We start from the raw sequence: 17,668 nt of genomic DNA on the forward strand, positions 1-17,668 counted from the left end.
AACCTGTTAAATTTGAATATGGTGTTAATATAGGAAACGATGTCTTTCAATTCGTGACCACCACTATTTGGGAAAATAATGCTACAAAATCCAATGTAAGTCTGCCATCTGCCTATGCCGCCAATACATTATACAGAAATGCAATTATAGATGAAGATGGAAATAAAACCTATGAATATAAAAATGGAAAAGGGCAGACCATTTTGTTAAGAAAAATGATATCCGGTTCAGAATATGCAGATACCTATTATGTGTATAATGAATATAACCAACTGGCATTTGTTATTCCTCCAAAAGCTGTCAATCAAGCCATCACCGATACCTTATTGAATGATTTATGCTATCAGTACCGCTATGACGGAAAAGGCAGACTGGTGGAAAAGAAACTTCCGGGGAAAGGCTGGGAATACATGGTCTACGATAAAGCAGACCGACTGCTTCTTACCCAGGATGCAATGATGGCCTCCCAAAACAAATGGCTGATGACCAAATATGATATGTTTGGAAGAGTGGCTTACACGGGAATCGTGAACAATAACAGCAGCAGCAGAAATACCTTGCAGAGTCAGATGGCAGATCTGGTTATTTACGATGCGCGACATCCGACAGGTTTTGTAAGGAATGGAATTACCGTTTATTATACCAGTGTCTATTTAAATGCAGATACGCTTTTGTCCGTTAATTATTATGATTCGTATCCTCAGGGATATGGTTTCAATCCACCTTTTCCATCCGCTATTCAGGGCGAGCCTGTTTTAACAGAAACGCCTTCCTCTGACGGAAGAAGCACAAAAGGATTACCCGTAATGGGTATGGTCAAGAATATTGAAGATGACAGCTGGACCACAAATTACACCTACTACGATACCAAAGGCCGCCCTGTGGGCAGCTATTCCATCAATCATTTGGGCGGGTATACCAAAACAGAATCCAAGCTGGATTTTGCGGGAGTTCCCCAGATGACCAATACCTACCATGTAAGAAGACCCGGAGAATCAGGCATAACGGTTAAAGAACGTTTTGTCTATGACCATCAGAACAGATTGAAAGAACATTACCATCAGGTAGATGACAAACCGGAACAGCTTCTTGCTGAAAATACGTATAATGAACTGTCCCAGCTTAAAAATAAAAAAGTAGGGAACAACCTGCAGAGTATTGATTATGCCTATAACATCAGAGGCTGGATGACTGATATCAATAAAGATCAGATGTCTGTTCCTGATCTTGGAGGAAAACTGTTTTCATATAAAATCAAATACAACCAGAAAGAAGGAATTACCCAACCGGGTGGCAGTATGTTCACTGGAAAAGAAGTAAAAGCAAAATACAACGGAAATATTGCCGAAGTAGACTGGAGATCGGTAGAATCATTAGGAGCCAATCCCTCGCTTACGCCTAAAAGATATGGCTATGCTTATGATGCATTAAACAGACTTACTGCGGGATATTATCAGAATCCACAGAATCCTTACAGCAAAGAACATACGGAGTCTTTGACCTATGACCTGAACGGAAACATAAGCAAGCTTTACAGAACGGCCGGCATGGAGAATACGGTCACAGCTGTTATTGATGATCTTGACTATACTTACACCGCAGGAAACCAGGTTTCTAAAATTACCGACAATGGAAATTCTGCAGGCTATGAAGGAGGTGGCGGAGAGATTAAATACGATCTCAATGGAAACATGTGGAAAATGGCTGATAAAAACATCAGCAAAATCCAGTACAACCATCTGAACCTTCCTACCCAAATAGATTATGGTGATATGGGAATAATGGGTTCTTATCAATATATATACCGTGCAGACGGAACCAAGGTTCAGAAAATAGCCCTGCGGTCTGAATGCGGAATTATGAACTGTTATGGAGTTTCCAACATATCAGATTATCTGGATGGTTTTCAGTATATGAGCTCTGCTACGATTAATAATGGTGGGGGCGGAGATACGGAGTTATCCCGTTCATTTGCACAGGAAACTTCAAGAGCAATGGAAATTCAGGCTTTTTCTGTAGAAGAAAAGAAAACGGTCCCTCCAACCAAAACAAAAGATCTCAGTTTTTTTCCTACTGCAGAAGGATTTTATGATTACGCGAAAGATCAGTATATTTATCAGTACAAAGATCATTTAGGAAATGTGAGAATAAGTTTCGGCAGAAACAGCACAGGTGCTCTTGAAATCACAGATGCCAATGATTATTATCCCTTTGGGATGAATCACCTGAAGACCGGAAATGCTTTCTTTGGGCAGAATACGTATAAAAATTATAAGTTTCAGGAACAGGAACTTCAAGAGACTGGATTTTACAGTTTTAAGTGGAGAAATTATATGCCAGACTTGGGAAGATTTTTCAATATAGATCCTTTGGCTGAAAAATATCCTTATAACGGAACTTATAATTTTTCTGAAAACCGTGTAATTGACGGTAGAGAACTGGAAGGTTTGGAAGTTGTTTTAGTTAAAGATACTGAACATAATAAACCTATTATCAAAACTGCTAATAATGGACAATATGCCGATAATGCTAATACAAAAACGATTCACGTTTTCGCCCATGGTAATCCATCAGCTTTTTACAATGAGACAATGAAAGGAGAAACAACAATCAATGATGGTAAGGATTTGAATAATGTTTTGAATCAAGGAAGTAAATTATGGAGTAGTTCTGAAAGTAAAGATGGTTTTACAGTTGTTTTACACGCTTGCAGAACTGGAAGAACAACGATTGATAAAAACGGAAATGTTAAAGAATCTGTTGCTGAAACAATTTCAGGATCTAAAGAAATGAAAGGTGTTACTGTTATTGCTCCTGACGAAAGAGATGGTTTCACCAATAACGGAAAAGAAATTGGTCCACAATCAACAAACAGCACAGATAAGAATGGTGAATATTTACCAGGAACTCCTAAAAGTGAACAAGGAAGACAGACTGGTCAATTTGGAAATTGGAACAGTTTTCAAAATGGACAAAGGACAGATCAGCAACCAGGAAATACAAAACCAAGTGGACAAGATCAACGAAGTTTTTTAGAAAGATTATTTAATTAGCCAACTTATGAAAATTATTGCAACTTTAATATTAACCGTTTTATTTATTTCTTGTCATAAAAAGGAAACATTTGATAAACCAAAGGATACGGATACTATAGTTACCATGAATCAAATCACTACAAATTATGATACTCTTATTAAAAGAGTTAAGTGTAAAGGTGACATAGATGCCTATGATGAAATGTTTTTTAGTTTCATGGACTCTAATGAAGCCGAGAGGACAGATAGTTTGATGATATATTCCAAAATAATGGCTGAAAAATATCATAATAAAAAGGCATACTTAGATTATTTCGTAGCGTTGTGTGAAAAATATAATGTCCATGTTGATTACAGTAATTACTCAACAATTAATTTATCAAAAATGGAATCTTTTTCAAAAAAACAAGCAGAAGACTGGTTAAAGAAAATGTTAGAAAAAAAAGTAATTACACAAGAACAATATAATTCTGTACAAAGATAAACCAAAAGAGGCTGTCTCAAAAGCACCTTCTCTCTCGGACTCCTGAGTGACAACTTTTGTCATTTAAGGAATTCTCAGAGCGTTGGTTTACCTTTTGGTGCAGCCTCTTTTATCATTTCATTCACAGAAAATCGTTATGTTTATCAGTACAAAGATCATTTAGGAAATGTGAGAATAAGTTTCGGCAGAAACAGTGCAGGTGCTCTTGAAATCACAGATGCCAATGATTACTATCCTTTTGGGATGAATCACCTGAAAACAGGAAATGCTTTCTTTGGACAGAATACGTATAAAAATTATAAGTTTCAGGAACAGGAACTTCAAGAGACTGGATTTTATAGTTTTAAATGGAGAAATTACATGCCGGATGTGGGAAGGTTTTTTAACATAGATCCGCTTGCGGAAAAGTATCCTACATGGGGACCATATGTCTTCAGTGGTAATAGAGTAATTGATGCTAGAGAATTAGAAGGTTTAGAACCTTACTTACTTTATGGCTCTTCAGATGAAGCTGCTGAGAATTTTGCCCAGCAATATAACGGAGTTTCTATTGTTAATTCAATTGAATTAAAAACAACTCTTTATTCTCAACAAAAAGAAGGAAAAAATTTTTATTCTTACGTCACTCCAGTTGGCTTTCTAGAATTAGATGAAAAAGGAAACCCTAAACCTGGGACTAGTGTAAATGCTTCTATAGATATCCCTGAGGGGACAAAAAAAGAAGGTGACGCTCATACACATGGAGCTGATTTAATAAACAGAGTTAAAAATTATACGGAAAATGACAATGTTTTTAATGATTTTGATAAAAATGTAGCTAGAGGAAATGGAGATTGGTCTAAAAGATCGACTCAGTATGTAGTAACTCCAAATGGTTTATTATTAGTATATGATCCTAACCTTAATGCTCCTTCAAATAGGAAAGGGAATGTGTTGAAAACTAGTAAACCAATACCTAGTGATCCTTTAAGTCCAACAAGAAAAAACAAAATATCACCTGAGGTTCAGCCTGTAGTTCCTCCTGTGGTTATTGATAGTAATGGAGAGTCTGCGCAGCTAAATTATAAGTTCAAAGAAGAAAAAAAACGACAATGAAAAAAATAATATTATGTTTAATTTTTGCACAAAATATAATTTGCTTTGGGCAGAATACTTTAAATACAAACTTGCTAACAAAGCAATCAATGATATCTTTAATAGCAAATGCCGAAAATTATATAGAAAAAAAAGTTATTTTAAAAGGATTTTTAAATATTCAAAAAGATGATATGGCTATTTACTTATCAAAAGATGATTTTATTAATTTCAATACAAATAACGCAATTTATTTATTTTTATCAATAGATGATATGAATAAACTTAATATCACTAAAATGAGCCGAAAATATGTTTCAATAATGGGAACTTTTTACATTCCAAAAAATAAAGATATACAAATGGGAGATAATTATATAGGAGCATTAAAAAACATAGAGTACGTTGAGTTAATTGAACAAAGAAGAGGAAAATAAAACGATACTATTTTACCCCTGCTGGTGCGAGCGTCTCGCTCGTGCCCCAAACAAAACGACAAAACCACTGTAAAAAAGCAGTGGTTTTTATTATTTCCTCCAAACTGTTATATTTATCAGTACAAAGATCATTTAGGAAATGTGAGAATAAGTTTCGGCAGAAACAGCACAGGTGCTCTTGAAATCACAGATGCCAATGATTATTATCCCTTTGGGATGAATCACCTGAAGACCGGAAATGCTTTCTTTGGGCAGAATACGTATAAAAATTATAAGTATAACGGGAAGGAACTGCAGGAGAATGGGATGTATGATTATGGGGCGAGATTTTATATGGCGGATATTGGGAGATGGAGAGTGGTGGATCCGCTGGCGGAAACTTCACGTCGTTGGAGTACTTATACCTATGCCTACAATAACCCAATTAGATTTATTGACCCTGATGGAATGCAAAATAAAGATATTACTATTCCAAGCGGAACTGATCAAAAAGGCATTGATGCTATAATGGCAAATCTTCAAAAGTTGACAAGAGATAAATTAACAACTGTTAAAGGTATTAATGGAAAAACACATGTTTTTATAGAGAAGTTTGAAAAAAATGGAAAGTATGAAAATGGGACCCAATTAATAAGAGATTTAATAACTGATGAAAAAAATGTTAACATAAGAATTGGTGAAAGTAATTTTGCTAAAGCTGATAACAAGGAAACAGCATCAAATGGCGTTGGAACAGATTCAGATATAACATTTAATCCTACAGGAAAACAAGATGTAAGAGTTTCTGGTGAGGATGGGAAAACGATGTACGAAACATCCCCAAACTTTATTATACTAGGACATGAATTAATACACGCTAAAGATCATGTTAGTGGTACACTTAATAAAACGGATGGTGAGCATAGTTATTTAGATTTGAAAGGAATAAGATTAATTGAAACACATTCCAAGGCTGAATTTAGAGCATCTGGCTTTCCTGGATTTATAGGTAAAGATGGGTTTTCAGAAAATAAAATAAGAAAAGAACATGGACTAAAATTAAGAGCATCATATGAAAGTTTTAGAGGTCGAACTAGGTAAAAGCATAATAATATTGTTTATGATTTTATTTTCATGTAAGGAAAATAAAGTAATTCAAGAAAGAGATAGAAATGATAAACTTTCAGTTGAAGTTTTATCAATTGAGAAGAAAAAAGGATTATCTAATATTTCAATTCTTGTAGATAATTATAATAATGATAAATATGTAATGCTATTTAAATATCATGGATTTGAAGGAAAAGAAACTTATCCGGAAGTGATTGAAAGTGCAAAAGAAACTATTATTGACTATAATTTTTTCCTTAAAAATCATATTCAAGATTCTATTAGTGATCCTTCTATACAAAATACTAATGAGTCATTTACTCTTTTTATAATACCTAAAGGTAAAACTAAGATTACACTAAAGGATATCCCTATATCAAATACAATGAATAAAAAATATTTATATCTATATTTTAGTAAAATGAAAGAAGAAACCTTTAAGGCATTACCAAAAAAGACAAGTGAATATGATATAATTGCAGACGAAAAAGGATTTAGAAATTATAAATTTTCAAAAGAAATAATTGTTTTTTGATAGGAAAAAATAGAAGAGGTTGTCCTAAAAGTTTGGGCAACCTCTAATTTTGTCGTTTTTGTTCGTATCCTCCTCGGCTGTCGCTAGCATCTCCCCTGTTGGCGCGAGCGTCTCGCTCGTGTCCCCAACAAAACAAAACCACTGTAAAATTGCAGTGGTTTTTATTATTTCATTTAACTGTTATATTTATCATCAGTAAATGGTGTATTGCAGAATCGGAATGTGAAAGAAAATGTTCTATGTATAAGTGATACTATTTCATAACCAACATAAATTAAAAAAAACGTAATTAGGATCATAATTTGATCTTTTTAGTTTATTTTTTGAACCTAAAAGAGTCTTCCGTTACTCTTTTTATATCTTCGGTGATTCTTTGAGAATGCATTTTGAATCTAAAATAGTCTTTCGTCACCCTTTTCGTGTCTCGGGCAGGCCTCTGTGGTTATATTTTAAGTCAAAAAGAGTTTCCGGACATTCCTTTTCAATGGGGTTTATACCTTTTGACGGTTCACAACAGAACAAAGACGAGACGTTTTAGAATATTCCTTTTCTTATAAAGCAAAATAGGTAATTAATCAAAAAAAATTGTCAGTTGAAAAGGATAAAATACTGTTATTATAATGGTTTTGTTATTTTAATTGGTGATTATAAGTTGTTTGTTTTATTGTTTTGGTAAAAAAAACTTATATTTACGCCGAATTAATCAAAAAATTAGTGAAAAATGAAGAAAATAAGTATTCTTTCAATGTTTTTGTTGTTTTTTAATGCTTTTTCTCAAAATGTTGAACATTTTTGTGGTTTTGACGAAGAAATGAGAAAAATGGACATAAGATTTCCTGAATTAAAGAAAAGCAGAGAAGAAGTAGAAGCCAGATTAAGTAAAATGGACAAGCAGTCTTTTCTTAATAAAGTAGGCGGAACAACTTCCTGGAATGGTCTGTACACAGGACAAACCTTTGAAATCCCAATTGTAGTACACGTTATTGAATCCAGTGCAACCGCTAACTCAAATTTAGCTTTATCAGATCAGGATGTGATCAACTGGATCGACAGAGCCAATAAAATGTATGCCACCACTTACGGAAACGGGTTCTATGCAGAAGGGGCAGGGGCAACAGGAGGAAATGTCATTCCTTTTAAACTGGTACTGGCTAAAAGATCACCAACATGTGCTCCAACCAATGGAATTGTAAGATATAACGGAAGTACAATCCCTTTATATGATACCAGAGGTGTAAAGTCTGCTTCTACAGGCAACGGGGCAAGTGACAGCCAGATCAAAACTATGGCACCGCACTGGCCTGAAACTTCTTATTTCAACATCTATGTAGTTATTGGATTTGATGGTCAGCAGCAAAATGCGGGTGGGCTAATGGGATATGCAAGATTCCCGGAATCTTATGACTATTTCTATGAAAGCTTTATGAAGGTAGCTACCCTTAAAAATCTGAATGATACCACACTTACTCATGAGCTGGGTCATGCATTTGGTCTTTATCATACGTTTCAGGGAGTTAATTATACAAGCCAGACAACATGTCCTGTCAATAATAACTGTGCAACGGACGGGGACAGAGTTTGTGATACGTCACCTTCAAGAAGTATGTACGGTGTAGCTGTTCCGAATAATACGACTATAGATCCGTGTACCAATCAGAACCATGACGGAACACAGTATAACGTAATGAATTATACCAACTCTAACCGTAAATTCACAGAAGGGCAGAGAGACAGAGCGATCATGCTGATGATGGAATACAGAAAAAACCTGATCACTTCAACAGCAGGGCAGGATCCGGCAGCGGTGATCCCATCTCCTGTAACAGTAGTGGCAGCACAGTGTAATCCTTCAGGAATTGTAAATCCAGCCAATAATAACTTCGGAATCGGAGCTTCAAGAGTACAGTTTGGAACTATTAGCAGCACAACGAATGGATATGATTCTGACGAACCTGCTCCGAAATACTATGAAGATTATTCTGCAGCAACGTGCATCAGGCCTGCTTATTATACAGATATTCCGTCCAACGCAAGTACGGAATTGAAAGTTACCTATGATAACGGCTTTAGCCAGGCAGATAAGTTTAAAACTAAGGTGTGGATTGATTATAACAACAATGGAGTATTTGAAGAATCTGAGATAGTAGCCAATGATCTGTCTGCTTCTATGGCTTCGGGAGCAAGAAAAGTTGTTACTGTAAGCGTTACGCCTCCTGCTACAGCTTTAACGAATACTTATTTAAGAATGAGAGTTTCTGTAGATGCAGCCACCTTTAATGGAGCAGTGCTTGCTGATGGGACTTCATGTTCACAGCTTCAGTACGGACAGGTAGAAGATTATGCAGTAAGGATAACCGGAGTTTTAGGAACTTCAGATGTAAAAAACAATACAGCAGAAGCAAAAATTGTTTATCTGAAATCTGAAAATAAATTGAAACTGACTGGTAATGGAATTTTTGGAGATTATCAGATCTATGACCTAAGCGGTAAGCTTATCCAAAAAGGAAATACAAAAACCAACGAGATCCAGATTGAAAGAGCGCTTCCAAAAGGAGCATTTATTATCAATTACTCCGATAAGAACAAAAACGGATCTAAGAAGTTTTTAAATAATTAATTCTGAATTATTCAAATAGTAAAGCCCCGATTAAGGGGCTTTTTTTATATCATTATTTCAACCTGTCCGGATTTTGTTTAAGGAAGCTTTCCCAGCCACTGAATGATTTGGTGTCCGCTATCGTACCGGAATTGAAATGGTGGCATACGGCAACCGCAAGACCATCTGAGGCATCCAGATATTTGGTGGGAAATTCTTTCAGATTTAAAAGATTCTGAAGCATTCCGGCTACCTGTTCCTTGCTGGCATTTCCGTTTCCGGTGATGGCCATTTTAATTTTTTTCGGAGAGTATTCCGTGATGGGAATGTTTCTGTAAAGACTGGCAGCCATTGCTACTCCCTGAGCGCGGCCCAGTTTAAGCATACTCTGCACATTTTTTCCAAAAAACGGAGCTTCCAGAGCTACTTCGTCAGGGTGATATTCATCAATCAGGGCTAATGTTTTGTCGAAAATATATTTCAGCTTCGTTTCGTGATTCGGATATTTTTTTAGGATTAATTCGTGAATAGAAACCATCTCCATTTTGCCTTTTTTTACGGAAATAATACCAAAACCCATAATGGCCGTTCCGGGATCAATGCCTAAAATTATCTTCTCTGAAATCATGGCTCAAAGATAGGATATTCTAAACTTTTTTATCAGACAAAAAGAGGATTTAAAATAACGGGTGTTTGGGCTGAAAAAATAAGTTAAAAGATTTGGAAGCTGGAAGCGGGAGGCTTGAAGATACTATTGGGTTTTAGATTTCTAGTAGTTTTCTTAAAATTTAATGAAGAAGCTTTTTAAGAAAACAATAAAAAGTAGGATACAGCTAATATTGCAGACTTCAATAACTTCCCTCCTCTAGCTTCCGGCTTCCTTCCCTGATCAAAAATCCCAAATTTCAACAAAAAAATATTCAATGTATCGGGAAATATGTATAACTTTAAAATAAAATGTGCCATGAAAAATTTACTTAATTTATGTATTGTTCCCGTACTTCTGTTATTCAGTTTTCAGAAAAACAGTGCGTTAGGTTATTTGGGGAATAAAACATCCGGTGCTGAGATCCGGAAAGAAGGTAAGATTGTTTATCTGTTTTTTAGAACTGATAAAGAAGCTTCCGGGAAAGAAAGAATTATCCTTCAGGAAAAGAAAGTGGCTGAAGGAAAGCTGAAATTTAGCCCTTCTTTTGACAGAAGTGAAGTTGAAGCCGGAGATCTTATTGTGATCCTGTCTGATTCAGGTGGAAAGGAAATCATGAAACAGCTGGTGAAAAATCCACTGCATCCTGAAATGGAAGTTTATGAAAAAGAAGGTGTCAGCAGAAAGAAAATTCCTCTTGAAAATGCTGAATTCAGTGTAAGGTATTCCTATTCTGAACAGATTCAAACCGTAAGAATCGAAAAAGTGACCGAATCCGAAAATCAGCTTTTATTCACCCAAAAACTATAGCCATGAGAAAAATTTTATTATCCCTTTTCGTTGGCAGCTGCTGTGCTGCACAAACCTTTCAGACCGTTCCCCTTCTTCAGAACGGAACGAATGATAAACGGATTATTATTGCGGTATTGGGTGACGGTTTTACCACGGCCCAGCAGAATTCCTTCGTCTCATCGGCGCAGGCTACCGTTAATTACCTTTTTACAAAAAGCCCATATACAGAATATAAAAATTATTTTAACGCCTATGCCGTAAAGGTCGTTTCTACTGCTTCAGGCGTAAAACATCCTGGAACTGCGACTGATGTCACTGAACCTGTCATTCCGGTGTCCAATCCGAATAATTATCTTGGATCTTCCTTTGATTTTGGGGTTCACCGGTGTATTTACAGCAATACGACCAATAAGGTAGGTCAGGTTCTGGCTGCCAATGTTCCGGACTATGATATTACTTATGTGCTGGGCAATTCCACAGAGTACGGAGGATGTGGCGGTTCGTATGCATTCGCATCTCTCAACGGATCTTCCAATGAAATTGTTGTTCATGAATTAGGACATTCATTTGGAAAACTGGCTGATGAATACTGGTTTTCCGGTTCCGGAGAATCTCCCAATAAAACCCAGACTTCAAATCCTACAACAGTAAAATGGAAAAACTGGGTAGGGCTTAACGGAGTAGGTGTATATTCTTATTCAGAAAGCCCTTCATGGTACCGTCCGCACCAAAGTTGTGAGATGAGGTATCTGAATCAGCAGTTTTGCTCAGTCTGTAAAGAAGCCATTATTGAAAAAATTCATTCATTGGTGTCTCCGGTAGATTCTTATACCCCTGCAAATACATCAGCGGTGAATGCCAACTCCAATGTGACCTTTACCGTGAATGAAATTCTCCCGATTCCTAATACATTGGTTAATTCATGGAAGCTGAACGGAACCTTGCTTGCATCAACGGCTAATTCACTCACCATTTCTCCATCCCAATTGAATGTTGGGAATAATACCCTGATCTTTTCGGTGAATGATAACAATACACTGCTTAAAGTGAATAACCACAGTACCCTGCATTTTACCAATGTGACCTGGACACTGAATAAATCTGCTGCCAAAAAAATGACAGAAGTAAAAGCCGAAGAAAGAAGATACAGCATATATCCCAATCCTTCAGACGGTGAATTTTTTATCAAAGGAAAACAGGAATTTGCAGGAAATACCAGAATCGAGCTGTATGATACATCCGGAAAGCTGATCCGTATTAAATCAGATCTAAAAGACCGTTCAACATTGTTAGTTGATATTAAAAATCTTCCTGCCGGAACCTATCTTGTAAATGTTTATGAAAATGAAGGAATGATTATTTCTCAGAAAATTGTGAAAGAGTAGGAGAGGAAGGAAAGGTTAGATGGAAGTTACTGTTAGACCTTTAATTTCTTGCAGCCATCTAATACCTAATCTTCGATACTCAAGCTTCCTTATCCAAATAATGCCGGTTGTAAAAGCCGGCATTTATTGTTCATTAATGATTTCCTGTGAGTTTCTTTTCTGCGATCGGAATCCAATTCTGATCATGACGGAGAAGTAATATTTTATCAACGATAAATTTAGTTTTGTATTCTTTTTCTTCGTAAACTTCCCATGCTTTCAGGTAGTTGTCATAGCTGAGGTCTCTGTAACCAACAGTCATATGGGAATGGAAAGAATATTTGATAAAATTAAAATGCTGTTTTACGTTTTGATGAAGGATGTTTAAATTGTTATTCGGTTCAGGCTGTACAAAGAGGACAGGGTTTTTAGGATTTGGAAAACTTCCAAAACCGTTCAGTATGATTTCAAAGGGAGGCAAATCGGTATCTATCTTTTGAAAAGCTGTATGAATGTCACTCTCAAGCTCCAACTCTCTGGAGAAGGGTGGAAATAAAGTGATGTGGGCATCATTTTTCAATGCTTTTGAATTATCATAGTTCAAAGCGAGATCTTCTTTAAAAATCTTCACCTCGTCAATAACTTCCTGTGGAGGATAGATCGCGATGAAATACATTTTTTTCATACGGCAAAATACATTTTTTTGAGAAAAATTTCATACATAAGAAAATTATGCATAGATTTGAAAGGTATAAAAAAGATCATTTGAAAAAGAACAGTCTTTACAAAGGAACACTCCAGAACATTATTTTGAAGCTGCTTTCAAAAGAAGTGAAAATGTATGGATATCAGATCACGCAACGGGCAAAAGAGCTTACAGAAGGAGAGCTTGAAATGACCGAAGGTGCGCTGTATCCTTTGCTGCACAAACTGGAAAATGATGGAATGATCACTTCAGAAATTCAGAAAATCAACGGAAGAGACCGAAAATATTATCTTTTGACAGAGAAAGGGAAAAAGCATCAGACTGTTCAGGAGAATGAAATGAAAAGTTATTTGTTAAACCTAAATACCATTTTTAACATATGATGACCGAGGTACAGGAAAATGAGGTGACGGACTATCTTATCTTTCAAAGGCTTCCATTGGATATTTTGTTGGAAGTAAAAGACCATATGATTTCGCAGATTTCAGATATCGAGCGTAAAGACCATTTAAATTTTGAAGACGCTTTCTTAAAGACCAAAAGATTGTGGGAAAATGAGTTTAAAATGACGAGTTATTCTATTTTTTACTCAGAGCTGATTCCTGTGATTGTTAAGAAAATCATCAAAGGGAACAATAATAAAATTCTTAAAAAGTCATTGTTATTAGCCCTCATTTCTTTTGTCATTAACCTTTTGCTGATTTACAGTTCCACCAGCAAGGAACAATATGCTCTGTTCTTTAGGATACAGAATTCTCTGTTTTTTCTGGCCCCGGTTTTAGTCTGGGCATTCCACTACAAAATCCGAAAATTTATCAGAACAGATTTTAAGTATAAAGGGAAATTGTTTTATACCATGTATCAGCAGAATATGGGTTTACTGGTGATATGCCTGATGTCGATGGCGCAGGTCATTACCAAAGACGGAAATTCGCTCTACCAGTTTTTTAAAACCCAGAATCATGATGATTTGATCAGCGTTGTGATTTCTCTCGCCTTTATTTTTACACTGCAGACATTTATGATTTTTGGGCTATTCAATTTCTTTGAACATAAAAAGTCTCTTAAAAAACTTCAGAATTTTCTACAGACTGCAGCGTGATAGACTGAACAATCAACTGAAAAATACCATTTAACATTTATTAAACATGATAAATACGGCACAGGAAATCGAGATCATACAGTATCTTATTTCAAAAAAACTGAATCAGAAACTATTGTTGGAAATCAAAGATCATTTTATACTTCAGATATCCAACCTGATGGAGGAACAGAATGAAGGTTTTCAGGAAGCTTTTCTCCAGACCAAAATGAACTGGAAAAGCGAACTTGAAATGGTAAAAGCTGATTTTTTATCGGCAAGAAAAATAACCAGAATTGAGAAAGATATTCTTCAGACCCGCTTCAAAAAAATGAGTGTTTATGCACTGGCCTTTTCACTAATTTTTTCAGGCTTACTCTATATAAAACCCAATCTATTTAATGATGTACAGATCTTATTTTTGTTAACAATATTGGGGCTTTCTGTTTATAATTTTATGCGGAAAACGATGAATCTCAACGGCTATTTTCAGATGAGCTTTCATCCTCTTCTTTTGAAAAACTTTTTTGCAGGAGCTGCATTGATTGCAATTTCATGTTTCTTTTTTAAAGACGTTCATACGGCCCTTTCTGTCATGATTAAACCTTTCTTTCTGTTTGCTGCAGCGATTCAGACCCAGCTTCTATACTGGAACGCAAAGAAAATTAATGTTTTGATCTAAGATGTAACAGCGTATTCTCAAGGTTATCCGTCATTTTTTTAACTTCAACATGAGGCCTGAAAGTAGAACTCTTGCCCTTTTCTTCATCAGCAATATTTGATAAAATCAGGACGGATGTTTTGGTTTGAGGATAATAAATGTTCAGAGAAGGTGACCCTTTTACATAACCGCTGTGAAAATAACTTTCCGGCTTGCCAATATTCATCATAATCCCGTATCCATAACCCATTTTTCCCAGAATAGCATGGTGTCTTTCCGCACTTTTGGAAGTGAACTGCTTTAAAGTTTCCGGTTTGAGAATTTTTCCACTATACAGAGCATTATTCCATAAGTGAAGATCATCTATGGTAGAAAGAATACCGCCTGCAGGAGTGCCAATGTCTTTACTTCCAAGTCGCTTGGGCATATTGGGAACTTCCTGTGCATTTTTTTCATTACCGAGATAAGCACTTGCAAAGTTATTTCCTTCAAAAGTATTTCCGGTAGAAGAATTTTTCATTCCTGCTTTTCTGAACAGTTCCTGCGCATTTTCATCATAAGATTTACCGGAAACTGTTTCTACGATTTTACCCAAAGCATTAAAACCGTCATTGGAATAAAAGAAATCCGAACCGCTTTTAAACATCAGTTTTCCTCCGAAAGTATTAAGCCCTGAAGTATGATTCAAAAGCTGATGAATGATGATATTTTCATATTCTTTAGTCTGAAATTCCTTAAGATATTTGGATGCCTTATCGGTAACATTCAGTTTTCCCTGTTCCATCTGAAGAAGAACCATAGCTGCGGTGAACTGCTTGCTTACAGAGCCAATGGCAAAAACGGTACTGCTGTCGATCTTTGTTTTCGTTTTAAAATTGGAATAACCGTTTTCCTTCCGGTACAGCTGCAGCGAATCTTTGAAGACGGCAATGCTTCCGTTGAAATTATATTTTTTAAATACAGAATCGATCTGCTGCTCCAAAAGGGTTTTCTGGAACGCTGTTATCGTAGAATCAATGATGGCGTTTTTGTCAACCGGTTTTATTTTGGGAATTTCGGTTGTACATGAACATAAAAAGTAAAAAAGGAACAGGAATGTAATTTTTTTGATCACAGGTGTGTTTTTAGGATTAAAATTGAACGTATTGATACTAAGAATAATACCTATTTAAATGTAATAAAATTCTTAAAATTTTCATAATAGATGCAAAATTTATGCTAAAACAAGGAATTGTGTTTATAAGTATTTTTATTTTTGAATAGATGATCAAAGACTATCGTGAAAGAGTATTTGTTTGAATGAGTTATGAGTTTCAATATGGGATCGCCTGTAAAACTTAGGGATGAAATAAGTTTTTTTTAACGCAAAGTTCTATACTAATTTAAACATGTCAAGGTTCAAAACCTTGAGATGGTTAATAGGACTGCCATACGACAGCAGCCTTTATATCAGGATCAGATCGCAGAACCAGAAAACATAGGCTCCATCCTCATCGTCAGGATTGGCTTTTGGTTTTGGATAAGTCTTCTTTACTGTTTCCCCTATTTCAAACTGGATGGGTTCTCTGAAGATCGGTCCGTCAAAAGTAAACGTATGGAACTCCCCATTTTCTCCACAGGGATCAACGTTTTTTGGAAGGTCACGGATAAAATCCCGGTCAATGATTCTCCCTGCGAAACTTTTATCGAGATAGGTTTCATTCACGCAGGTGACAATGGTTTTAAATCCAAGATCCAGAAATTCATGGATAAGGTCTGTTGTGTTCTGTTTCCAAAGTGGGAAAATACCTTCCATACCTATTGATTTTAACTGGTCTTCACGGTATTTCCGGAGGTCTTCCAGGAAAATATCTCCAAAGACAGACTGTGTGATTCCCATCGCCTGAATTTCAGACATCGTCTTATTCATGAGCTCCCGGTATTCTTCCATAGACGGTTCTTTGGGAAGTTCCATCTTAATCAATGGGAATCCCAGACTTTCAGCCTGCTTTTCCAATAGCGAAACGTGAACACCATGCATGGAAATTCGCTGAAATTCTTTGTTAACGCTTGTCAGCAGGGTAATGACTTCGGAACGGTTTTCCTGTAAGGTTTTATAAAGGGCAAGAGCAGAATCTTTTCCGCTGCTCCAGTTGAATACGGCTTTGGGTTTCATATCGCAAACATAGTAAATATTGAAGATAAAAACCTTTCGGAAATGATCAATGTGATTACAGCTCTGTTATCTGATTGCTACTCCAGATCTTAATGTCTTCTGCGGTATGATAAGACTATTCCATACTGAAGATTGTAATCTTTTCCAAGAAGTTCTTCGGCATAAGTTTCCGGTAGAAAATAAGATTCTATATCGGAATCGTTTTTATTTTTATCATATTCCTCATAAGAAATCTCTTCACCATCTAAGAAGTACAGTGTATATCTCCTGTCAGGGTTAAAATTTATCTTTTGGGCCTTGTCAATATTTAAGTTCAATGGAATGTCTTCTTTTGAGCGTCTGCTGTTGGCAGATAAAAACAGCTTGTTTGTATTGGATTCATTTTCGAAAACATAGATGTTTTTGAAGCTGATGTCTTCTTCAGAAATACCGATTTCCCCGGAAAAAAAAGAATAGGTAGAGTATTTTTTGGAAAGGGTAAGAATGCTTGTTTTATTATATTGCTGTACTGTTTCTTTATTTCCTGAAATGTTAAATTTCAATGTTTTTGTTTTAGATCTGTAAAACTCTCTGTCTTTATCCGGTGTGTCCTGTGTATCAGATGATGGGGCATAAAGAATCATGCCGATTTCTAGGGTTCTAAGCGTGTCTGCTTTTTTGGATTGGGCATTCAGGGCGGAGGTGAACATGGCGGCAATAAATATTCCGCTGGCAATTTTACGAAACGGAAGTTGGAAAAGGTGGTGATTTATTTTTGCTGTTTGTTCTTCTTCAGTATATAATCTGCTCTTCTGTATTTTTCCGCATACAGACCGATTTTCACTTAGTAATATCTGTATCTCTTCATCCGTTTTACCAGTAAGATCATACACTTTTTTAGAACACAGGTCGCAAAACTTTCCTCCGGGAGCCTGTTGCATGTTGTCCCAGTTTTCACTGCACGGACTTGAAATTTGAAATTCTTTTTTCATCATGGTCAACTTTAGATTAAAAATACAAAAAAACCTCAAAGAAAA

At 35.9% G+C, this 17,668-nt stretch carries 17 protein-coding genes; 12 read left to right on the forward strand and 5 right to left on the reverse strand.

Features of this window, described 5'->3' with window-relative positions:
• The 7 genes from IW22_RS00005 to IW22_RS00035 all read left to right on the forward strand — a co-directional run.
• Positions 1-3,053, forward strand: a 3,053-nt coding sequence (locus tag IW22_RS00005) for an RHS repeat-associated core domain-containing protein (RefSeq protein WP_051890838.1), incomplete at its 5' end; no start/stop codon positions are given.
• 7 nt (positions 3,054-3,060) lie between these two features.
• Positions 3,061-3,519 (forward strand): hypothetical protein, encoded by a 459-nt coding sequence (locus IW22_RS00010; RefSeq protein WP_034723146.1) that lies wholly within the window; start codon positions 3,061-3,063, stop codon positions 3,517-3,519.
• A 168-nt stretch (positions 3,520-3,687) separates the two neighbouring features.
• Positions 3,688-4,614: an RHS repeat-associated core domain-containing protein gene (locus tag IW22_RS24575; protein ID WP_034723147.1), complete on the forward strand. Its 927-nt coding sequence runs from the start codon at positions 3,688-3,690 to the stop codon at positions 4,612-4,614.
• Positions 4,611-5,030, forward strand: coding sequence for a hypothetical protein (locus IW22_RS00020; RefSeq protein ID WP_034723150.1), 420 nt, complete (start codon positions 4,611-4,613; stop codon positions 5,028-5,030). Before IW22_RS24575 ends, IW22_RS00020 begins: the two co-directional genes overlap by 4 nt.
• A 141-nt stretch (positions 5,031-5,171) precedes the next feature.
• Positions 5,172-6,110, forward strand: a complete 939-nt coding sequence (locus IW22_RS24760; protein WP_034723154.1) for a M91 family zinc metallopeptidase — start codon at positions 5,172-5,174, stop codon at positions 6,108-6,110.
• Entirely contained in the window at positions 6,082-6,651 is a 570-nt protein-coding gene (locus IW22_RS00030; protein ID WP_034723156.1) for a hypothetical protein, read from the forward strand. Before IW22_RS24760 ends, IW22_RS00030 begins: the two co-directional genes overlap by 29 nt.
• A 721-nt stretch (positions 6,652-7,372) precedes the next feature.
• Positions 7,373-9,268, forward strand: a complete 1,896-nt coding sequence (locus tag IW22_RS00035; protein ID WP_034723158.1) for a zinc-dependent metalloprotease — start codon at positions 7,373-7,375, stop codon at positions 9,266-9,268.
• 52 nt (positions 9,269-9,320) lie between these two features.
• Here IW22_RS00035 and ruvC read toward each other — a convergent pair whose 3' ends face one another.
• Positions 9,321-9,875, reverse strand: coding sequence for a crossover junction endodeoxyribonuclease RuvC (ruvC, locus tag IW22_RS00040; protein WP_034723161.1), 555 nt, complete (start codon positions 9,873-9,875; stop codon positions 9,321-9,323).
• A 336-nt stretch (positions 9,876-10,211) separates the two neighbouring features.
• Between ruvC and IW22_RS00045 the strand changes: the two genes are divergently transcribed.
• Entirely contained in the window at positions 10,212-10,703 is a 492-nt protein-coding gene (locus IW22_RS00045) for a hypothetical protein (RefSeq protein WP_034723163.1), read from the forward strand.
• A 2-nt stretch (positions 10,704-10,705) separates the two neighbouring features.
• On the forward strand, positions 10,706-12,070 hold the full coding sequence (locus tag IW22_RS00050) for a peptidase M64 domain-containing protein (RefSeq protein WP_034723164.1): 1,365 nt from the start codon (positions 10,706-10,708) through the stop codon (positions 12,068-12,070).
• A gap of 133 nt (positions 12,071-12,203) precedes the next feature.
• On the opposite strand, the gene IW22_RS00055 is transcribed toward IW22_RS00050, so the two are convergent.
• Entirely contained in the window at positions 12,204-12,734 is a 531-nt protein-coding gene (locus IW22_RS00055) for a 2'-5' RNA ligase family protein (protein ID WP_034723165.1), read from the reverse strand.
• 47 nt (positions 12,735-12,781) lie between these two features.
• On the opposite strand from IW22_RS00055, the gene IW22_RS00060 reads away from it, so the two are divergent.
• Genes IW22_RS00060 through IW22_RS23415 form a run of 3 tightly spaced genes read left to right on the forward strand, consistent with a single transcriptional unit; the run spans position 12,782 to position 14,518 of the window.
• Positions 12,782-13,138, forward strand: a complete 357-nt coding sequence (locus tag IW22_RS00060; RefSeq protein ID WP_051890841.1) for a PadR family transcriptional regulator — start codon at positions 12,782-12,784, stop codon at positions 13,136-13,138.
• Positions 13,135-13,857, forward strand: a complete 723-nt coding sequence (locus IW22_RS00065; protein WP_034723167.1) for a hypothetical protein — start codon at positions 13,135-13,137, stop codon at positions 13,855-13,857. Before IW22_RS00060 ends, IW22_RS00065 begins: the two co-directional genes overlap by 4 nt.
• 46 nt (positions 13,858-13,903) lie before the next feature.
• Positions 13,904-14,518 carry a hypothetical protein gene (locus IW22_RS23415; protein ID WP_051890844.1) on the forward strand — a complete coding sequence of 205 codons (615 nt, stop codon included), beginning with the start codon at positions 13,904-13,906 and terminating at the stop codon, positions 14,516-14,518.
• On the opposite strand, the gene IW22_RS00075 is transcribed toward IW22_RS23415, so the two are convergent.
• From IW22_RS00075 to IW22_RS00085, 3 genes are all read right to left on the reverse strand, one after another.
• Positions 14,502-15,611 carry a serine hydrolase domain-containing protein gene (locus IW22_RS00075; RefSeq protein WP_034723168.1) on the reverse strand — a complete coding sequence of 370 codons (1,110 nt, stop codon included), beginning with the start codon at positions 15,609-15,611 and terminating at the stop codon, positions 14,502-14,504. The two genes, IW22_RS23415 and IW22_RS00075, sit on opposite strands and share 17 nt — an antisense overlap.
• A gap of 330 nt (positions 15,612-15,941) precedes the next feature.
• Positions 15,942-16,652: a diphthine--ammonia ligase gene (locus tag IW22_RS00080; protein ID WP_034723169.1), complete on the reverse strand. Its 711-nt coding sequence runs from the start codon at positions 16,650-16,652 to the stop codon at positions 15,942-15,944.
• Positions 16,653-16,741: 89 nt separating this feature from the next.
• Positions 16,742-17,623 carry a hypothetical protein gene (locus IW22_RS00085; RefSeq protein ID WP_131401662.1) on the reverse strand — a complete coding sequence of 294 codons (882 nt, stop codon included), beginning with the start codon at positions 17,621-17,623 and terminating at the stop codon, positions 16,742-16,744.
• Between the last annotated feature and the right edge of the window lie 45 nt (positions 17,624-17,668).

The sequence above is a fragment of the Chryseobacterium sp. JM1 genome, assembly GCF_000737715.1.
Classification (GTDB): Bacteria; Bacteroidota; Bacteroidia; order Flavobacteriales; family Weeksellaceae; genus Chryseobacterium.

Bases quoted from the DNA above. Each gene is read 5' to 3' on its own strand.
- IW22_RS23415 (WP_051890844.1), top strand. From the start codon at position 13,904: ATGATAAATACGGCACAGGAAATCGAGATCATACAGTATCTTATTTCA.
- IW22_RS00035 (WP_034723158.1), top strand. From the start codon at position 7,373: ATGAAGAAAATAAGTATTCTTTCAATGTTTTTGTTGTTTTTTAATGCT.
- IW22_RS00050 (WP_034723164.1), top strand. From the start codon at position 10,706: ATGAGAAAAATTTTATTATCCCTTTTCGTTGGCAGCTGCTGTGCTGCA.
- IW22_RS00060 (WP_051890841.1), top strand. From the start codon at position 12,782: ATGCATAGATTTGAAAGGTATAAAAAAGATCATTTGAAAAAGAACAGT.
- IW22_RS00085 (WP_131401662.1), bottom strand. From the start codon at position 17,623: ATGAAAAAAGAATTTCAAATTTCAAGTCCGTGCAGTGAAAACTGGGAC.
- IW22_RS00020 (WP_034723150.1), top strand. From the start codon at position 4,611: ATGAAAAAAATAATATTATGTTTAATTTTTGCACAAAATATAATTTGC.
- IW22_RS00030 (WP_034723156.1), top strand. From the start codon at position 6,082: ATGAAAGTTTTAGAGGTCGAACTAGGTAAAAGCATAATAATATTGTTT.
- IW22_RS00045 (WP_034723163.1), top strand. From the start codon at position 10,212: ATGAAAAATTTACTTAATTTATGTATTGTTCCCGTACTTCTGTTATTC.
- IW22_RS00080 (WP_034723169.1), bottom strand. From the start codon at position 16,652: ATGAAACCCAAAGCCGTATTCAACTGGAGCAGCGGAAAAGATTCTGCT.
- IW22_RS00010 (WP_034723146.1), top strand. From the start codon at position 3,061: ATGAAAATTATTGCAACTTTAATATTAACCGTTTTATTTATTTCTTGT.
- ruvC (WP_034723161.1), bottom strand. From the start codon at position 9,875: ATGATTTCAGAGAAGATAATTTTAGGCATTGATCCCGGAACGGCCATT.
- IW22_RS00065 (WP_034723167.1), top strand. From the start codon at position 13,135: ATGATGACCGAGGTACAGGAAAATGAGGTGACGGACTATCTTATCTTT.
- IW22_RS00055 (WP_034723165.1), bottom strand. From the start codon at position 12,734: ATGAAAAAAATGTATTTCATCGCGATCTATCCTCCACAGGAAGTTATT.